The 18,463-nt window shown below is 44.2% G+C and carries 15 protein-coding genes; 10 read left to right on the top strand and 5 right to left on the bottom strand.

The window, feature by feature from the left end; all coding sequences use genetic code 11:
* Positions 1–63 precede the first annotated feature (63 nt).
* Together GVN20_RS07230 and GVN20_RS07225 are read right to left on the bottom strand one after the other, a co-directional pair.
* On the bottom strand, positions 64–276 hold the full coding sequence (locus tag GVN20_RS07230) for a hypothetical protein (RefSeq protein ID WP_114065428.1): 213 nt from the start codon (positions 274–276) through the stop codon (positions 64–66).
* Between the two features lie 62 nt (positions 277–338).
* Positions 339–608 carry a hypothetical protein gene (locus tag GVN20_RS07225; RefSeq protein ID WP_162793519.1) on the bottom strand — a complete coding sequence of 90 codons (270 nt, stop codon included), beginning with the start codon at positions 606–608 and terminating at the stop codon, positions 339–341.
* Between the two features lie 217 nt (positions 609–825).
* On the opposite strand from GVN20_RS07225, the gene GVN20_RS07220 reads away from it, so the two are divergent.
* The gene (locus GVN20_RS07220; protein ID WP_166557681.1) at positions 826–1,227 is read left to right on the top strand and encodes a DUF3828 domain-containing protein; all 402 of its coding nucleotides are present in this window, start codon (positions 826–828) and stop codon (positions 1,225–1,227) included.
* A 54-nt stretch (positions 1,228–1,281) separates the two neighbouring features.
* Here the strand turns inward: GVN20_RS07220 and GVN20_RS07215 are convergent, their stop codons facing one another.
* The 3 genes from GVN20_RS07215 to GVN20_RS07205 are packed head-to-tail and all read right to left on the bottom strand — an operon-like array spanning position 1,282 to position 4,300.
* A complete protein-coding gene (locus GVN20_RS07215) occupies positions 1,282–1,929 on the bottom strand; it encodes a phosphoribosylanthranilate isomerase (protein WP_166557680.1) in 648 nt (215 codons plus the stop codon).
* Between the two features lie 2 nt (positions 1,930–1,931).
* Positions 1,932–3,143: a M20/M25/M40 family metallo-hydrolase gene (locus tag GVN20_RS07210; RefSeq protein WP_166557679.1), complete on the bottom strand. Its 1,212-nt coding sequence runs from the start codon at positions 3,141–3,143 to the stop codon at positions 1,932–1,934.
* 41 nt (positions 3,144–3,184) lie between these two features.
* Complete coding sequence (locus GVN20_RS07205; RefSeq protein WP_166557678.1) at positions 3,185–4,300, bottom strand: mechanosensitive ion channel family protein; 1,116 nt, start codon at positions 4,298–4,300, stop codon at positions 3,185–3,187.
* Between the two features lie 122 nt (positions 4,301–4,422).
* Here GVN20_RS07205 and GVN20_RS07200 point away from each other — a divergent pair, with 122 nt between their 5' ends.
* The 9 genes from GVN20_RS07200 (at position 4,423) to GVN20_RS07160 (ending at position 18,457) form a co-directional block, all read left to right on the top strand.
* Positions 4,423–5,169, top strand: coding sequence for a type III pantothenate kinase (locus GVN20_RS07200; protein WP_166557677.1), 747 nt, complete (start codon positions 4,423–4,425; stop codon positions 5,167–5,169).
* Entirely contained in the window at positions 5,147–6,430 is a 1,284-nt protein-coding gene (locus tag GVN20_RS07195; RefSeq protein WP_166557676.1) for an OmpP1/FadL family transporter, read from the top strand. The genes GVN20_RS07200 and GVN20_RS07195 overlap by 23 nt, the downstream gene beginning before the upstream one ends.
* Positions 6,431–6,698: 268 nt before the next feature.
* Positions 6,699–7,238, top strand: a complete 540-nt coding sequence (gene lptC, locus GVN20_RS07190) for an LPS export ABC transporter periplasmic protein LptC (RefSeq protein WP_229598997.1) — start codon at positions 6,699–6,701, stop codon at positions 7,236–7,238.
* Positions 7,239–7,372: 134 nt separating this feature from the next.
* On the top strand, positions 7,373–8,092 hold the full coding sequence (locus tag GVN20_RS07185; RefSeq protein ID WP_166557675.1) for an RNA polymerase sigma-70 factor: 720 nt from the start codon (positions 7,373–7,375) through the stop codon (positions 8,090–8,092).
* 13 nt (positions 8,093–8,105) lie between these two features.
* A complete protein-coding gene (locus GVN20_RS07180) occupies positions 8,106–9,104 on the top strand; it encodes a FecR family protein (RefSeq protein ID WP_166557674.1) in 999 nt (332 codons plus the stop codon).
* A gap of 20 nt (positions 9,105–9,124) precedes the next feature.
* Entirely contained in the window at positions 9,125–12,526 is a 3,402-nt protein-coding gene (locus GVN20_RS07175) for a TonB-dependent receptor (protein ID WP_166557673.1), read from the top strand.
* 23 nt (positions 12,527–12,549) lie between these two features.
* A complete protein-coding gene (locus GVN20_RS07170; RefSeq protein ID WP_166557672.1) occupies positions 12,550–14,412 on the top strand; it encodes a RagB/SusD family nutrient uptake outer membrane protein in 1,863 nt (620 codons plus the stop codon).
* A 123-nt stretch (positions 14,413–14,535) separates the two neighbouring features.
* The gene (locus GVN20_RS07165) at positions 14,536–15,933 is read left to right on the top strand and encodes a DUF1080 domain-containing protein (protein WP_409033837.1); all 1,398 of its coding nucleotides are present in this window, start codon (positions 14,536–14,538) and stop codon (positions 15,931–15,933) included.
* A 64-nt stretch (positions 15,934–15,997) separates the two neighbouring features.
* The gene (locus GVN20_RS07160) at positions 15,998–18,457 is read left to right on the top strand and encodes a glycosyl hydrolase family 95 catalytic domain-containing protein (RefSeq protein WP_166557671.1); all 2,460 of its coding nucleotides are present in this window, start codon (positions 15,998–16,000) and stop codon (positions 18,455–18,457) included.
* Positions 18,458–18,463: the final 6 nt, after the last annotated feature.

Raw genomic sequence — 18,463 nt, 5'->3', positions numbered from 1 at the left:
CAGTTTGCAGTAGGCAGTCAACAATTTTTTGTGAAATTACTGCCCACTGCCTACTGCAAACTATTAATTTTTCGGGCAGTCGCAGGCGTTGCGTTTGCGGAAAATGCCCCCCAAAAAACCTTTACGTTGCCGATTACGCTTGCGTTTTCGGTACGACGATTGCTCAGAAGCGGCCTCAACGGTCGCTTTTTTGTTTGTAACTACTTTGACTTCCGCCGCAGAGGCTTCAAACTGCAAAAAGCTGATACACAACAGCAGCAAAATACTTTTTTTCATGGGTATGAATTTTAAGGACGAATTCGGTTGGAAGCGGCGAAAGTATGAAAAAAAACGATGTTCTACCAACGACCCCGTCCGCGCCCGCGATGACCATAATTACGGCTGTCGTAACGTGGGCGTTGCGAATAACGCGGCGGATTGACGTATACACGAGGGCGAACCACTACCGGTGGCGGCACAACCCGCACGTAAGGGCGAGGAGCGTAGTAACGAGAGCCGTAATAACCTCGGTCGTATCCGCCTCGATACCCACCACCTGAATAAAAACAGCTGCTCATGATTGCACTGAGCGCCAATACGGTTACAAAAAGTGTTATGCGCGATTTCATAGCTTGTCAGCGTTTAATGGTACTACTTTTATATAACGTTTTATCTGCCTTTTTTGTCTAAGACAACTCAAAAAGTATTTGCCACTATGGGATTGCAAAAAATTATGGGGCTTTAGATTGAGGTAAGTGATTTTATTAGGCATATTCTGCGGTTTTTGCTAAAAAATTATGTTTCCATCGTTACTTTTGTAAACAACCTCAACCTAACTTTGAAAAAATGAAACGCTCTCTCTTTTTAATGATTTTTATTGGGTTTGGCCTACATTCACTGAACGCTCAAACCCCAACTGCCGCTCAAGCTGCTAATGATTTCTACAAGTGGTATTTGACCAAAGGAGTCAATTTGGGATGGCGAAAGGTGGTAAACCACCCTGATTTAACCCCTTCTTTCCGAAAACGCTTAACGAATTTTTTTAAGAAAATGGAAAAAGATAACGAGGGTGGTTATGATCCAATTCTTCAGGCGCAGGATTTCGAAGAGAAATTTTTATTGAAACCAGTCTCTCAATCACCCACAAAAGCAATATTTAATTTTTGGATGTTTGGCCAAAAAGCAGCGGTTGTTACGCTAATTAATAGTAATAACAAATGGATGATTGATGCCATTCAAGGGGTGTAAACTGGAATACTTTTTTGACCGAAGCACATCTCTCAAATTGGGGAATTTGATTGTTTAACCAATCGCGGCAAAAAAAGCCTCTAATTTTTCGGGGTCTAGTTGTCCATTGGTACGTACACTGCTACAAAGGTCTAAGCCAAACGGCTGTACTGTTTCAATCGCCTCTTTTACGTTTTCGGCTTTGATGCCTCCTGCTAAAAAGAGAGGAATAGGGATGGCTTCGCGTATTTTGCGGCTGATGGCCCAATTGTGGACCCTTCCCGTTCCCCCCAATTCCTTGATTTTTAGGTTTGGATTTCCGCTATCCAATAAAATGGCATCCACAAATTCGGCCGTCTGAAGAGCTTCTTCCACCGTTTTTTCATCAATTACGTGGATAACCTGCACGAGTTTAACGCCCGGCAGTGCCTCCCGGATTTGGTGATAGGTGCCTTCAGAGAGCGCATCTACAATCTGAATGGTGCTCGTATGAACGCGCTGATGGTGGGCAATGATGGCCTCTGGATTGGTCTCGCTTGTAAGCAAAAAAGTAGAAACGGGCGGCGGCACCGCCTTGGCAATCTGCGCAATTAGCTCGTCTGATATTATTCCTGGCCCGCTGGGCATATTTCCCACTAAACCCAAGGCAGAAGCCCCTGCTTCAATGGCCAGTTTGGCTTCCATCAGACTGCTAATGCAGCAAATTTTTACGCGTGGTTTCATGGTCAAAACGTTACTTTCATCATCAATTTCTCCGCTCCCCGTTGAACTTCCGCTTCCACAGTTTGACCCTTTTCGTATTTTCCTAGCGCGCCCATGTAATCATAAATTGTATTGAGTGTATAGTTGCCTAGTCGTAAAATAAGGTCGCCCCCTTTGATGCCGGCCGCTTCGCCAGGCCGATTTTTAGAAACGCCGTCCACTTTGATGCCGGGACCGTTGAATGAGTAATCCAACAACAACCCCATCGTTACTTTAAAACTGGCATTGCGAGCCATTGGCATCGCGGTTTCGAGGTATTCGAGGCGGCCGGGAAGTTTATCCAATTCATTAATGATTCCGGTGACGGCATTCAAAATTTGGGATTCGCCCGCAAAGTTGATGAGTGCGATGTCGTCGCTGGGGCGGTGGTAGTCAGAATGTACGCCCGTAAAGAAAAAAAGTACGGGGATTTTTTTTGTATAAAACGAAGTATGGTCGGAAGCCCCTGCCCCCGAAGAGTCAATTTTAAACGCCATCTTTTCGCGCTGCATCACTGGCGGAATCACCTGTCCCCAGGTTGGGCTCGTGCCCCATCCGCCAACGGTAATGGGTTTGGTGGGGTCAAAACGGCCAATCATGTCAAAATTGAGCATACAATTTACCTTCGTAAGGTCAATGGTAGGATTATTAGCGTAGAATTTTGAGCCTAACAGCCCTAATTCTTCGGCAGAAAAACAAATAAAAAGAAAATTGTGGCTTTCCTTGATGCCGTTTTTAGCGTAATACCGTGCCAATTCCAACACACCTGCCACTCCTGAGGCGTTGTCGTCGGCTCCGTTATGGATTTTTCCTTTGGCATCTTGGTCGAGCGAACCCCGCTGATAGCCTTCGCCCAAATGGTCGTAGTGCGCCCCGATCACAATGGTGCGCTCAGCACCGTTGTCCAGATAGCCTACTACATTGCGGGCGTCTAGTACATGTACTGTGTCAAGATTGGCCTTGAAGGGTTGTTCAAAACCATTGGTCCCTTTGGGTTGTAAGCCTAGGTCATTAAAGAAGGTTGCAATGTATTGCGCTGCTTTTTGTTCGTCTTTGGTGCCCGTTCCCCGTCCTTTCAATTCATCGGATGCAAGGTAGGAAATATGTTTTTCAACATTTGTTGGACTGATGGTAATTGATTGTCCAAAAGAATAAATACTGATCAGGACGAAAAGAAAAAGAAGGGAATGCTTCATATAATGTTGGTTTTAGTAGGCTTGATATCAGGTTTTTAGTGTTAATTTTCGACAGATTCTTTGATAAACAGATTGCGACTTGGATACGCAAAGGTAGCACCGTGTTCGTGCACTATTTCAATGATTTTGAAGTTAATTTCCTCTCTGGTTTCCATAAATACCCGCCAAATAGAGCTATGGACGTGGTAAATTACCAAAATATCTAACGAATTTTCGGCGAGGGTTTCGAGGCGAACCATCGGCATTTTTGAATTAGTCAGATAATTGCTTTCTAAATAGAGACGAATGTCCTTCACGATTTGTGCGATGGTTTCGGGAGGGGTGTTGAACGACAGACGAACGTAGTATTTGGCGCGGCGGTAGCTTCGTTGAGTAACGTTTTCGAGGGCTTGGGTGGTCATGAGTCGGTTAGGAACCGTAATCAAACTCCCATCATCGGAACGGACGCGGGTACTACGAAACCCAATCTGCTCAATCTCGCCCGAAATTTTGTCCAACACGATGGAGTCGCCAATTACAAAGGGCCGTTCAAGCATAATCGCGACAGAGGCAATCAAATTTTCGAGGGTTTCGCGGGCGGCCAACGCAATGACCAATCCCCCGATTCCTAGACTGGTAATGAGCGCCCAGACGTTGACTTCGTAAACTTTGTGAAGAATGACAAAAAAACTGGTCAAGGTCCACAGAATGATGGCAATATCTTTGAAAAACGGAACGAGTTGGTCATCAAGGGGGGTAGGTGTTGTGGCGGCTTTTTGTTTAAATATCAACGCGGCAAATTTAATGATACGAATGCCCAACCAGCCAATTGCGGCACCTAGCAGGGTGAAAAATAGGTTCTGAATGAGTACCAACCCGCCGAATTTTTTGGAAGTCATCCAATCCCATTGTTTAGGGACGACCAAGTGACTGAAGGCGAGATATATCATGCCCAGCGTAATGAGCAATTCAAAGGGACGGCGGGTGAGCCGAACAAACTCGGCCAAGGGAATATCCCCCGATTCATTTTTGATAAATCGGTAAATGGTACGACTGATTGTAAATGATAGTCCGCGTCTGATGAGTATACTTAAACCAATGATTCCCCCAAACCAAAGCAAGTCTCGGATGGGATTGTCTAAAATTGTATAATTAAGCCACTTTGATACTATTTCCATGGTGACTGTCGGTTTTTTACTGCAAAACAACAATTTTGCGTCGTGAAAGTAAAAGGTTATGTGCTATTAAGATAACAAAGATTATTAATTTTTAACTCCAAAATACCAACTCGTTTATTTCAATGAATGCAGCCATTGACCTCGGAAATACCTTTGCCAAAATCGCTTGGTTTGAAAATGAGCAACTTGTAAAAGCGCAATATAAAATTCCGTTTGAGGAGTTAACCGCAATATTGTCGGATGAGTTACCGACCCACGCCATTTTGTCTTCTACTAGCCAAGATACACAAGTATATGCTGATTTGCTGCGCCAACAAGGTGTTTGGGTTGTACAGCTTTCTCCCGCGCTTCCAGTGCCGATTGGCAAAGATTACGACACCCCGCAAACCCTTGGCGCTGATCGTTTGGCGGCGGCCGTGGGTGCTACCGTTTTATTTCCTAATGAAAACTGCTTGGTCATTGACATGGGGACCTGCATCACCTACGATTGGGTAAGTGCAGACGCTGTTTTTCATGGCGGAATAATTTCTCCAGGCTTTCGTATGCGATTTCAGGCCATGCACACGTTTACTAAGAGATTGCCTTTGATTGACGTGGTAGAGACACAAAATAAGGTGTCCGTGCCCTTGGTCGGGAAAAGTACACATACAGCAATGGAAAGCGGAGTCATCAATGGACTGCTCGCAGAAGTGGAAGGCTTTATGGAGCAGTATCGCAACGAATACGGCGAATGTCGCGTACTATTGTGCGGGGGAGACGCGCCTTTCTTTGAAAATCGGCTTAAAAATCGCATCTTTGCGGCGCCAAATCTGGTTTTGATGGGTCTGAATCGAATTTTATTATACAATGTCAATGTACAAAACGCGTAAGCTTCTTCAGTGGAGTTGGGTACTGGGAGTCCTATTTTTACAAACAAACGTTCATGCTCAGGGGTTAGGAAACGCCCCTTATTCAGCCATCGGAATAGGAGAGTTATTAAGTAGAGGATATTCGCCAAGCAATGCCATGGGCGATGTGGGGGTTAGTGCCTCTAATCCTCTATATATCAATTCTTTAAATCCAGCTTTGCTTGTCCGGAACCGATACACCATGTTTGATGTGGGGGTAATCGGTCAATACAAAAGCCTTCAGGATTCTCAACAAAATCAACGTGATTTTGGGGGAAATATCGGGTATTTGGCCTTGTCGTTTCCAGTTGCGCCCAAATGGTCGTTGGGATTGAGCCTAAAGCCTTACAGCTTTGTGAATTACCAGCAGAATTCGTACGGACGTATCGGCACTTCCATTTATGAAGCCCAGTATGTATACTCTGGAAAAGGAGGGCTCAATCAAATTAACCTGACAAATGGCTTCCAAATTGGTAAAAATCTGAGCGTTGGGGCTGATTTTACCTATCTATTCGGGAATTTTAACCGCAGTGTCACTTCTCAATTACGCATCGGCGATAGCCGTGACTACATCGTGAGTCGGGATGACCGTCTGAATATGAGTGACGTTAACCTGAAATTAGGGGCCGCTTATCGCCAGAAACTGAAAGAAGATCACTACCTGAATTTTGGGGCTACCTATAATCTGGCTTCTTCGGTAAATACAATTCGTAATACTACCCTGGAGGTATTGAGTAGCGCTGGTCAGCCTATTACCAATCCTGATACCATAACGCAGGCTAATCTTAACGTGAATCTTCCCGCCAACTGGCGCGTGGGATTGAGCTATGAGAAATTCTTCAAGCTGTTGCTTAGCTTTGACTACGACCGCCAAAACTGGTCGCAATACAAAGGAATATCGGGCAATAATGAAAACATGCGCGACGGACAAAGTTTTCACTTTGGCATGGAATACGTTCCCAAATTCAACTCGACAAAATATTGGGATTTGGTCTTTTATCGTTTAGGTTTTATCTATCACCAAACTCCGTTGGTTATCGGAACCAAACCCGTGGATGACATGAGTATCTCGATGGGAATGTCCCTGCCCGTAGGACGGAACTTCGTTAACCTAATCAACATCTCTTTTGTGGCGGGGCAACGAGGAACTGTTTCTTCCCAAACATTTCGAGAGCGATACGGACGGGTAGTTCTTGGAATTTCGCTAAAAGATACGTGGTTCCAGAAATTCAAAGTGGATTAATTGCGATTTAAAAATTGTTAAAAACAAACAATAAGGTGTTTATTTTCAGCATATTTGTATGCAAGCATACGATTTTTTGCTAAAAAAAATGAAAAAAAATCCCTCTATAAATCAATTGTTTTTGGAAAAGACGTTAGAACACCTTAATTTTGCCTTCAAGATGTTAAGGTGGGTTAATACAACATCTGCAAGGATGCAAATGGGAGATAAACTTTTATCTCCTATTTGTTTTTTACAGCAGTCAACTTTTCGATACATGTTAAGGTTGATGAAGTGCTCTCCCTTTATTTTGTCAATGGTGTTTCTCGGTGCCTGCGAGGAAGACAAAAATTCAAAAAAATTTATTGCTTACAACGGCCCACTCGAAGAGGCTGAAAATATTGAAGTACTGTTTAGCGAGCTTGGTTTTTTGAAAGTGCGGGTCAGAACTGCAAAGCAAATTAAGCTCCCCACCGAAGATAAAGTATTTCCCAAAAAAGTTTTTGTAGATTTTTACGGCCCTGCGGGTGATGTCATCACCACCTTGGAATCCGATTCTGGTCGTTATGAATACCGAACTGGCCTATACAAAGTAAAAGGGAACGTCAAGGTGGTTACCCAAAAAAAGGAACGCTTGTTTTCGGATGAGTTGACTTGGAATCCACAAACGCAGAAAGTATTTACCGATAAAAAGGTGACCATCGAAAATCAACAATCGGGAGAGCGCATGAATGGGGTAGGCTTGGACGCCAATCAGGATTTTAGCCAATACAGTATCCGCAAACCTACGGGCTTCTTCAATGCCCCTGCTGGAATCACACCCAACTAGGCTTAAAGCCTATTTTTTGCCTTATTATCATTATACAAAGAATTATTTTAAAAATATTTACAAAATAGGCAAGGGTAAAGCAAGGTTTTTATACTCTTAGTAGATAAACACCCGTTTGTTATCCCCTTACCCCTATGCCCTTGCCTTCAATGGACTCAAATGAGCCGGAATTTCATCAACCGGACGAGAGTAACCGTTTTGCCCCTCAACTAAAGGACAATTCCGCTGGAATTGTTGATTCTGAATTGTGGATAAAACGTGCCTTTGAAGCAGATACCACCAAAGGTTACGAACTGCTTTTTAAGCGCTACTATCAGCCGTTGTGCAGTCATGCCGTTCGGTTTGTGTATTCAAAAGAGGTGGCCGAAGACTTGGTGATGGAGGTATTCAGTCAGTTTTGGCAAAAACAATTGCATCAGACCGTTACGTCTTCCTACCGAGCCTATTTGTTTACTTCTGTACGACACGCTTCTTTCGCGTATTTGCGGACAGAGTTAGGCGTTGAAAAATCCAGTGATTATTCAGAAAACGATAGCTCAGATACCCAGCCCATTACGCCTCAACAAATTCTTCAATACAATGAATTGTACGTAAAAATTGAAGAAATTCTTCGTTCTACCTCCCCACAAAGTCAAAAGGTATTTGTAATGAGTAGGTTTGAAGGCAAGAAAAATGCGGCTATTGCCGAAGAACTGAACCTTTCTACGAAAACAGTGGAAGGACACATTACAAAAGTCCTCTCGTTATTGCGGCAATCCCTACGAAATTACGGGTTACTTTTCTTGTTCATAATGAGTGATTTATGGGCTCAAAGCAAAGAAGTTATGTTCTTTTTTCTCTCACAATGGTCGTAATTTACTCACACTCATGAGCCAGAATATATTTAAACCTGCCATTTTGGCCTTATTTGAAGGCCGAGCGACACCTTTGCAGAAATCATTAATTGAAGAATGGTTGATGGAGCTGAGTCACCAGGAGCTCTATTTTCAGTGGTTGGAGGAGTGGGAGCGACAAAACCCGCAATTGATAGTAGATGCCGATGCGGCTTTTTTTCAATTGTCAAATCAGGCCGAGGCTGATAATCCTAAAACGGCGGCGGTACGCCCGTTGTCTCGACGCCTCAATTTCTTTTTAGGGATAGCTGCTTCCGTATTGCTATTGACAGGGATATGCACCTACGTTTTTCGGGACGTGATTCTTTTCCAACAGTACGAAACCACCAACGGTGAGCTTCTGACGCTTCAATTGCCCGACGACAGTCGTGTGACCCTAAACGCTAATTCGTCCCTTAAAGTACCACGGTTTGGATTTGGGGAAACGTCGAGAGAAGTTTTTTTGAAGGGAGAAGCGGAATTTTCGGTGAAGCATTTACCCAATCACGCCCAATTTATTGTCCGCACCCCCGATCAACTGGAAGTGCAGGTTTTGGGAACTGAATTTATGGTTTACAGCCGTTCAAGGGGAAGTAAGGTGGTGCTTAATAAAGGCAAAGTACAGTTGCGCTCCCTGAAAACCAAGGAAACGAAACCCCTGATTATTACCTCGGGCGATGTGGTTACGATTTCTTCAAAGGGGCGTCTCACTTTGCGCCGCGATCAGTCGCTTGCGCCACATTTGGGTTGGAAAGAACACCGTTTTATGTTTGAAAATACCTCCATTTCTGAAATAGCCTACCAATTGACCGAACGATTTGGGGTCCAAATTGTGATTGCAGATTCAACATTGGCCAAACGAACCATCGGTGGGACATTTAAAGCCGAAACAGCCGATGCTTTTTTACAGGTCTTGGCCGAAATGCTTGAAATAAGAATTATCCGTAACGAATCTCCTTCGGGTGCTACCCAAACCTATACCTTAACTTATTGAAAATTAAACCCCTATTGATAATGATTCGACCTATCCGTATTCCCGTTTATTTGGTAGGAGTAGTCTTGTGGCTACTCACCGCACCACGGCTTTCGGCCCAACTATTGGCCTTTAACCAACAGGCAACACCGCGATTGGAACCGCAAGCACCAGCAGGAAAAGTTTCGTTAAGGGATGCCCTGATGCAGTTTAAAAAACAGCACGGAATCGACATTCTTTTTGAAGAAAAAATCGTTGACGGTATTTCTATCCCTACTGGGCAGTTGAGTAGCAATAACAATGTGGAGCGGAATTTATCGCAGATGCTGCGCCCATTGGGCTTACGGTTAAAAAAGGTGAGTAAAGATACCTTCGTCATTGTTTCTGCAAAAGCGAATCCCAAAGCGGTATTGCAAGAAGCCCTGTCGCCCGGGGGGCCATTGGTTGTAGAGCGCCCGTCAAACCTTGTGGCTCAACTTTCAACTTTAAATAATTCCCTCCCCGTCAATCAGACCATTGAAAAAATGGTAACGGGAGTAGTAACGAGTGCGTCAGGTGAGCGCCTGCCGGGGGTAAACGTGGTCATTAAAGGAACCCAGCGCGGAACCGCTACTGATGAAAACGGGAGTTTTCGCTTAGAAGTAGCTGATGACAATAGCGTATTGATTTTTAGTTTTATTGGTTATATAAAACAGGAAATTTTGGTAGGCACCCGAACCACGCTTAATGTATCGCTAAAAGCCGACGACATGGCCCTAAATGAAGTAGTGGTGGTGGGTTATGGTGAAATTAAAAAAACAGACCTAACGGGAGCCGTAGCGTCGGTACAAACAAAAGACATTGTTAGGGCCAATCCGGTAGTGGCAGCAAGAGCCATTCAGGGACAAGTAGCTGGCGCAACTGTCACCAAATCAAGCAATAAGCCAGGCGCAGGTTATAGCATTACTATCAGAGGAGAAAATACGGTCAACAACTCTACCGAGCCTTTGGTGGTCATTGACGGTCTAATGGGAGGTGATATCAACAACCTGAATCCCAACGATATTCAATCAATGGATGTCTTGAAAGATGCTTCCTCGACGGCTATTTACGGGGCGCGGGGTGCTAATGGAGTGATTATCATTACCACTAAAAAAGGGCTTTCTGGTAAGCCAAGGGTGAGTTATGATAGCTACGTAGGAATCAAAACACCCGCTCACGTGCCTCGGTTGATGAATACTGAGGAGTTTTATAAAGTGACCTTTACTGATAGAGTGTTGGAAGGGGCAACAGGGGCAACGTTTACAGCGGCCGAAACCGCCAATATTAATGCTGGTAAAACAACGGATTGGGTGGATTTGGTAACCGCTCCAGGCATTCAGATGAGTCATAACATCAGTGTCTCGGGGGGGAGTGAGAAAACCACCTACCGCTTTTCTGGTGGCTTTTTGAACGAAGATGGCAACGTGCTATATACAGGATTTAAAAGGTATAACTTAAACGCGGGGCTTGACAGCAAATTGGGAGAACGCTTTAAAGTAGGGTTTACTTCCTATTTGACCTACAGCGACCAAAATGTAGGCTCGGGCGAATCGCTGAGAAATGCCTATCGTGCCAGACCTACGGGTACTGTTTATTATTCAGACCTTGCTAATCCGTCCGAAAATGGCGATTTGAATATTGATGGCTACGCTTTTTGGATGGGAATCAACGACAAGCAGGTAGGAAATCCATTGCTTGATATTGACCCTAAAACGTCTAAACTACAGACCACTACCATGAACGCCATGGCCAATGCCTACGGAGAGGTGACTTTGCTCAAAGGACTGACGTTTCGTTCATCGCTGTCGGCTTCATATACGGCACAGCGTTTAGGCGACTTTAGAGGGCAATGGTCAAAATCGCAGATTGGGGCAAAACCAAGAGCGCAGTACGACAACCGAACCATCGGGAATTATACCATTGACAATATTCTCAATTATAACATAGACTTAGGAAAGCACAAAATTACGGCTACGGCGCTGCAAAGTGCTTTTTATCAGAGAAATGAGGCCTATTCTATCGCGGTACGAGACCTGCCGTACGCTTCAGATTGGTATGCCTTGAATACCGCAGCAACCATTTCGGGAATTAACAGTTCGCTCGTCGAGCGCTCTATTTTATCGTACATGGGAAGAATCAATTATTCCTACAATGATAAATATTTATTGACCCTCACGGGCCGTTCAGACGGTGCTTCGCAACTTGCCGAAGGTAACAAATGGGCGTTTTTCCCTTCGGTGGCTTTTGCGTGGCGATTGGGCGATGAACAATTTATCAATAATCTAAATGTGTTTTCAAACCTAAAACTGCGCCTTAGTTACGGTCAGGTAGGCAACTCAACCGTCAATCCATACAGTACACAGGCTGGTTTATTGAACACTGGCTATGATTTTGACGGCACTGCGGCTTATGGCTTTGCTCCATTAAATTTGGCCAATAAAGATTTGAGATGGGAGCGGAGCAAAGAGCTCAACTTAGGTATTGATTTTGGATTCTTTAAAAACCGAATTGCCGCTTCGCTTGAAATTTACAACCGCAAAACAGATGATTTAATTTTGAACCAAAAACTCCCCACCACGACGGGTTTTACCCAAGTAATAGCCAACGTGGGTAAAATTGAGAACAAAGGCGTGGAGTTAACGCTCAATACGGTTAACATATCAAAACAGAATTTTAATTGGAATACTACATTTGCCTTTACCAGAAACCAAAACAAATTGCTTGAATTATACGGTAATGGTCAGACGGTTGACAAAGGAAACAACCTTTTTGTGGGTTATCCCATAAGAGCCAATTTTGATTTTAAATTTGACGGTATTTGGCAAACAGCCGACAAAGACTTGGCTACAAAATACAAGCAGGTGCCTGGCTCTGTGCGGGTGGTGGATCAAAACAATGACGGTCAGATTTCTTCCACCGATGCAATTGATGACAGGATGTATCTCGGTACGCAGCTTCCCAATTGGATTTTGGGTATAACCAATCGCTTTAAGTACAAGAATGTTGATTTCTCGTTCTTTACTTATTACCGCAATGGAGTACAATACAGAAACAATACCCTGGCAGGGACTTTTGGCGAGATTGGCAGTACGAGATACAACAAATTGGCAGGCTTGGATTATTGGAGAAGCGATAATCCTTCCAACACTTTTTTCGGTACTGTAGCCGCCAATCCTTATCGCAATGCCATTTTTTATCAAGATGCTAGCTTCTTAAGAATCTCTGATATTACCTTGGGCTATACCTTGGGTAACAGGGCGCTAAATAAGGTAAAAATGTCGAATGCGCGGCTCTATCTGCAAGTGTTGAATCCGTTTGTGTTCAGCAACTTTACTGGTTTTGACCCCGAATTCAATTCCGCTATTTTTCAGGATGACGTGCCGTCGGCGACGTATTCTTTTGGCGTAAACATCAGTTTCTAACCTTTCCTTTAATCAGAAAAACAATGAAATCTCACTATAAATTACGACTGACATCGGTGGCAATCGCCTTTATTGGCGTTTTTGCTACGGGTTGTGAAAAAGACTTTTTGGTTGAAAAGCCCGTTACCACACTTACTACCGACGTTTATTTTAAAACCGAAGCGGGGTTTGAAGATTTGGTTCGGGCGTGTTATCCTCTTTTGAGAAACATCCACCAAAACAGGATCTTGGTGTTGCAGGGAACCGATATTTTTACCGCGCAAAGCGGCTGGAATCCTTCGTCAGTTACTGGGAAAGAGAATGTTCCGAGTTTGTTTGACGTCTATAATGCTGAATTTAACGCTAACTTGGCGGATATTCAACGCCTTTGGCAGTTGCTGTATGCCGAAATCGCCAGAACCAATTCGGCCATCACTCGCGCCAATGATATTACCACAATGGCACCCGCATTGAAAGATGCCAGGGTGTCGGAAGCAAAGTTTTTACGGGCTTTGTGTCTGTTTTATGCCGTGCAGCAATGGGGCGATATTCCTATGCCACTGGCAGAAATCACTTCACCGAGCAAAGATTTTCCAAGGGCTCCTTCGGCAGATGTTTATAAACAAATTATCACAGATTTGTTGGATTGTGAAGCAAAATTGCCCGTTACCGCCACCAATTATGGTCGTATTACCAAAGGTGCAGCGCAGTTTTTGCTGTCACGGGTGTATTTAACAAGAGGTTGGAACTTTAACAACGCTTTAGGCGGAACAACAGCCGACTTTGACATGGCACTTCAATACGCCGATAAAGTAATAGATGCCTATCCGTTGGCGGCCAACTACAGCGATTTATTTCCTAAACGTTCAAACAACCCCCTGACCCAATACACGGGGGCTCAAAATGATAAAAATCCCGAAATTATTTTTGCGGTTCAGTACAACTCTGAAGTACTAACCAATAAAACAGATGCGGCTTTTACACAAGACCCTGCCGGTGGCAATGACTTGCATTCTAAATTTGGACCAAGTGGCGAGGGGTTTGTCGGTACCAAAGGTCGAACAAGTGACTATAACCGATGTTTGGGCATACATCAGGTTACACCTGCAGGCTACCGTTTTTTTGATCCAGACAATGATACCCGTTATGCACACAATTTTGTAAGTGTTGGATATGCTCTTACCGCGGTAAAAGATTATAGACCGCTACCATTGAGCAACCCCTCTTTGAGAATAAACTTCAACGTGGGCGATACTGTGATGTTTGCCAGACCTTGGAATAAACCTGCCACTACCTTGGCCGAAAGAGGCGTGGACTTGGGTGGCAAGAAAAACTATGCTGTCGTAAATGCCGATGAATACGGCGGTGGGTATCCCATTGATAATTCGGGGCTAAACATTCAGCCGCCGTTGATGTGGAAATTTTGGCAGCCGGGCATTCCTTACGGTGATGCTTTTGGAACGTTTAATGAATGTGTGTTCAGAGCGGCAGAGGCTTATCTAATTGCAGCAGAGGCGATTGTCAAAGGAGCAAAAAATGGTAAATTGGGCGGTGCAGAGGTCTATTACAACAAAGTGTTGGACCGTGCCTTGGGGACCAAAAAGGGAACCGACCCCAAATGTGCCGCCGCCCCTGAAAATCAAAAATCATTGGCGACTGCCTCCTACCGAGCCACCGCCGCCAATATCTCAATTGACTTGATTTTGGACGAAAGAGCCAGAGAATTGATGGGAGAATACAGCCGATGGTTTGATTTGAAACGTACTGGTAAATTGGTGGAACGCGTCAAAAAATATAACCCTTGGGTGAAAGGACAGTCGATTGCGGCCAAACACAACTTGCGACCGATTCCGCAGAGTGAAATTGATTTGTCGTTTCCTGCTCTCAAGCAAAATGAAGGATATTAAGCCGGAAGCGAGCGTGAAAAAAAAACGCAAGAAATAGCATAAATTTTAAAGAAAAAACACTTTACCTGAAATGAAAAGAGAAGAAGAATCCGTTTTTCTTCTCTTTTTTTAACGCTTTTGACCATGCCCACCTCTTACTCAAAAATTACGATGAAATCTATTTTTTCGATTGGTTTAATTGCCCTTCTTTCTGTCAATTCTTCTGTCCAAGCCCAATGGAAAGACCTTTTTAATGGAAAAGATTTAAAAGGTTGGGTAAAACGGAATGGAAACGCCGAATACAAAATCGTCAATAATACAATTGTCGGGGTTTCTCAGCTTAATACCCCCAATAGTTTTCTGTGTACTGAAGCTACTTACGGTGATTTTGTGTTGGAACTTGATGTAAAAGTAGAGGCAGGCCTGAACTCTGGCATTCAGATTAGAAGCATCAGCGACCCTGCCGTTATGGCTGGAAAAGTACACGGCTATCAGGTCGAAATCGACCCCGGTGACCGGGCTTGGTCGGGAGGGATTTTCGACGAAGGACGCAACGGTTGGCTGTATCCCTTGTCAGTAAATCCCAAAGGTCAAAACGCCTTTAAATTGGGCCAATGGAATAAATACCACATCGAAGCCATCGGCAATAGCCTTAAAACATGGATAAATGGTATTCCATGTACCAATCTTCTCGACCCTCAAACCGCTCGCGGATTTATTGCGTTGCAGGTGCATCAAATCAAGAAAGAAGAACAGGTTGGACTGACGGTTCAATGGAAAAACATCAGAATTGCGACGGATAATCTGAAAGAGGTTATTTTTAAAGGAGGCGAAGAAGCACCTGAAATCAGCTATTTGCTTAACGAGCTGTCGGAAAATGAAAAAAGAAAAGGATGGCGGTTGCTGTGGGATGGCAAAACCACCGAGGGTTGGCGATTAGCCAATGACGATAAGTTTCCAGCGGTGGGCTGGGCTATTCAAGATGGAGTTTTGAAAGTGCTTGGCACTAAAAAAGATACGTTGGTCAAAAGCGGCGATATTATTACCGACAAAGAATTTTCAAACTTTGAACTCGAAATGGATTTTAAACTCACGACGGGGGCCAACAGCGGGCTGAAATATTTTGTGGTAGAAGACCGCAAAAAAAGAGCGGGTACGGGCCTAGGGCCTGAGTTTCAAATCCTCGACGACAAAGAGCATCCTGATGCCAAAGCAGGTGTGGGGGGCAATCGTACCACAGCTTCTTTGTATGACCTTGTCACGGCCGAAAATTTGTCGGAAGGCAGTACCGCAAAACGGATGAATCCGCCGGGTAAATGGAATAAATTACGGTTGGTAGTAAGGGATGGGCACGTCGAGCATTGGCTCAATAACCTCAAAATGGTAGAATACGACCGCTATTCGCAGATTTTTCGCAATCTAGTGGCCAAAAGTAAATACAACACCTACCCCAATTTTGCGCAGGCAGTAGCAGGGCATATACTTTTGCAGGACCACGGCGACGAAGTTCATTTTAGAAGCATTAAAATCAGGGAGTTATAGTTTTTTGAAGTAAGAGATTGGCCTTTTTTTGTTTAGCTTGAAAGTAATTAAGCTGCAAAATTGTATGAAATTAAACACACTTTTATTCTTGTCTATTAACTTGTTGTCAGTGGTTTATTCCAATGCGCAGCACGATGATTTTGCTATTAAAATCAATGCAAAGGCATTTAACCCATCTACGGTAAGTTGGTACAATACACCAGCCAAAAAATGGGACGAAGCGCTGCCTGTCGGCAATGGCAGATTGGGGGCGATGGTTTTTGGGCGAAGTGGAGAAGAACGGATTCAACTCAACGAAGAAACCTACTGGTCGGGCGGGCCCTATTCTACAGTTGTAAAAGGCGGCTATAAAGTATTATCAGAAATCCAAAAACTGGTATTTGAAGAAAAATATTTAGCGGCTCATAATCTATTCGGGAGAAATTTGATGGGTTATCCTGTTGAGCAACAGAAATACCAAAGTCTTGCCAATCTCCATTTGTTTTTCAAAAACCAAGATTCAACTACCGAATACCAACGATGGCTGAACTTAGAAAGTGGAATTACCTCGGTTTCGTACAAATCAAACGGCGTCACCTACCAACGAGAGGTGTTTGCCTCCGCCCCCGACCAAGTAATTGTGATTCGACTAACGGCCGATAAATCAGGTAGTATTTCTTTCAAAGCAAATCTCAGAGGCGTAAGAAACCAAGCCCATTCCAATTACGCCACCGACTATTTCAGAATGGATCCATATGGCTCCGACGGCTTGATTTTGACTGGAAAATCGGCTGATTATATGGGGGTTGCAGGCAAACTAAAATACGAAGCCCGTATAAAAGCTGTTCCCGAAGGTGGAACTATGAAAACCGATGGAGTGGATTTAATCGTCGAAAATGCCAACGTCGTCACCTTGTATTTTGCAGCAGCCACCAATTTTGTGAATTACAAAGACGTGAGTGCCAACCCACACCAAAGGGTAGAGGATTATTTTACAAAGATAAAGGGCAAATCATATACCGCCATTTTTGAGGCGGCTTTGGCCGATTATAAACACTATTTTGGCCGAGTTTCTCTCCAATTGCCAATCACTGAAAACTCCTTTCTTCCTTTACCCGAACGAATTCAGAAAATACAAACGAGTCCTGACCCCTCACTGTCGGCATTAAGTTATAATTTTGGCCGGTATTTGATGATTACATCTTCTCGGCCTGGCACCGAACCCGCTAATTTACAGGGCATTTGGAACGACGACATGAACCCTTCTTGGGATTCAAAATACACGACCAATATCAATACACAAATGAATTATTGGCCTGTGGAAAGTAGCAACCTTTCGGAATGTGCCGAGCCATTGGTTCGTATGATTAGAGAATTGACAGACCAAGGTTCGCAAGTAGCCCGTGAGCATTATGGCGCAAAAGGCTGGGTTTTTCACCAGAATACAGACCTATGGCGCGTAGCTGCCCCCATGGATGGCCCTACGTGGGGGACATTTACCGTAGGCGGTGCTTGGCTATGCACCCACCTTTGGGAGCATTATCAATACACCATGGACGCAGCATTTCTCAAAGAGACCTATCCATTAATGAAAGGCTCAGTGCAGTTTTTTATGGACTTCTTAAAGCCTCATCCCAATGGCAAATGGTTGGTAACCAATCCTTCTACCTCGCCCGAAAACTTCCCCGATGGAGGTGGTAACAAGCCTTATTTTGATGAAGTAACGGCGAGTTTTAGAGAAGGCACAACGATATGCGCAGGCTCTTCGATAGACATGCAAATTCTCTATGATTTGTTCGGCTATTTCGTAGAAGCTTCTGCCATTTTGGGCGACAATGGCGCTTTTGTTCAGCAGGTGAAAGCCGCAAGAGAAAAATTAGTGCCGCCCCAAATCGGCTGGGATGGTTCGTTGCAGGAATGGGCAGACGACTGGAAATCGTTGGAAAAAAATCACCGACATTTTTCGCACATGTATGGCCTATATCCAGGGAAGGTGTTGTACGAAAAAAGAACTCCCGCGCTGATAGAGGCCTATAAAAAAGTATTGGAAGAGCGTGGTGATGCTTCCACAGGTTGGTCCAGAGCCTGGAAAATGGCGCTGTGGGCAAGGCTGGGTGATGGCAACAGGGCCAATAAGATTTACAAAGGCTTCATCAGAGAACAAAGTTGCTCGTCGCTGTTTGCTTTGTGTGGAAGAGCCCCACAGGTGGATGGCACATTTGGTGTAACTGCCGCCATCACCGAAATGTTGATGCAATCGCACGATGGTTTTATCAAATTACTACCCGCCTTGCCCGACGATTGGAGTTCAGGAGCGTTCAAAGGAGTATGCGCCAGAGGGGCTTTTGAGTTGGATTATGTTTGGAAAAATAAGCAACTTACCCAATTGAAAATCAAGTCAAAAGCAGGTGGAATCTGCCGATTAGAAGCCTTGCCGAATGCAAAGGTTGTTACCCAAAATGGTAAAATGGTAGCATTTCAAAAATTGCCCAACGGAATCATCGAAATTAAAACCGTGAAAGGTGAAGTATATGTTGTTGAGTGAATTTTG

The organism is Runella sp. CRIBMP, assembly GCF_009905605.1.
Taxonomy (GTDB): domain Bacteria; phylum Bacteroidota; class Bacteroidia; order Cytophagales; family Spirosomataceae; genus Runella.
Note: the sequence above shows the minus strand (reverse complement) of the source record. Positions and strands in the feature narration are given on the sequence as shown.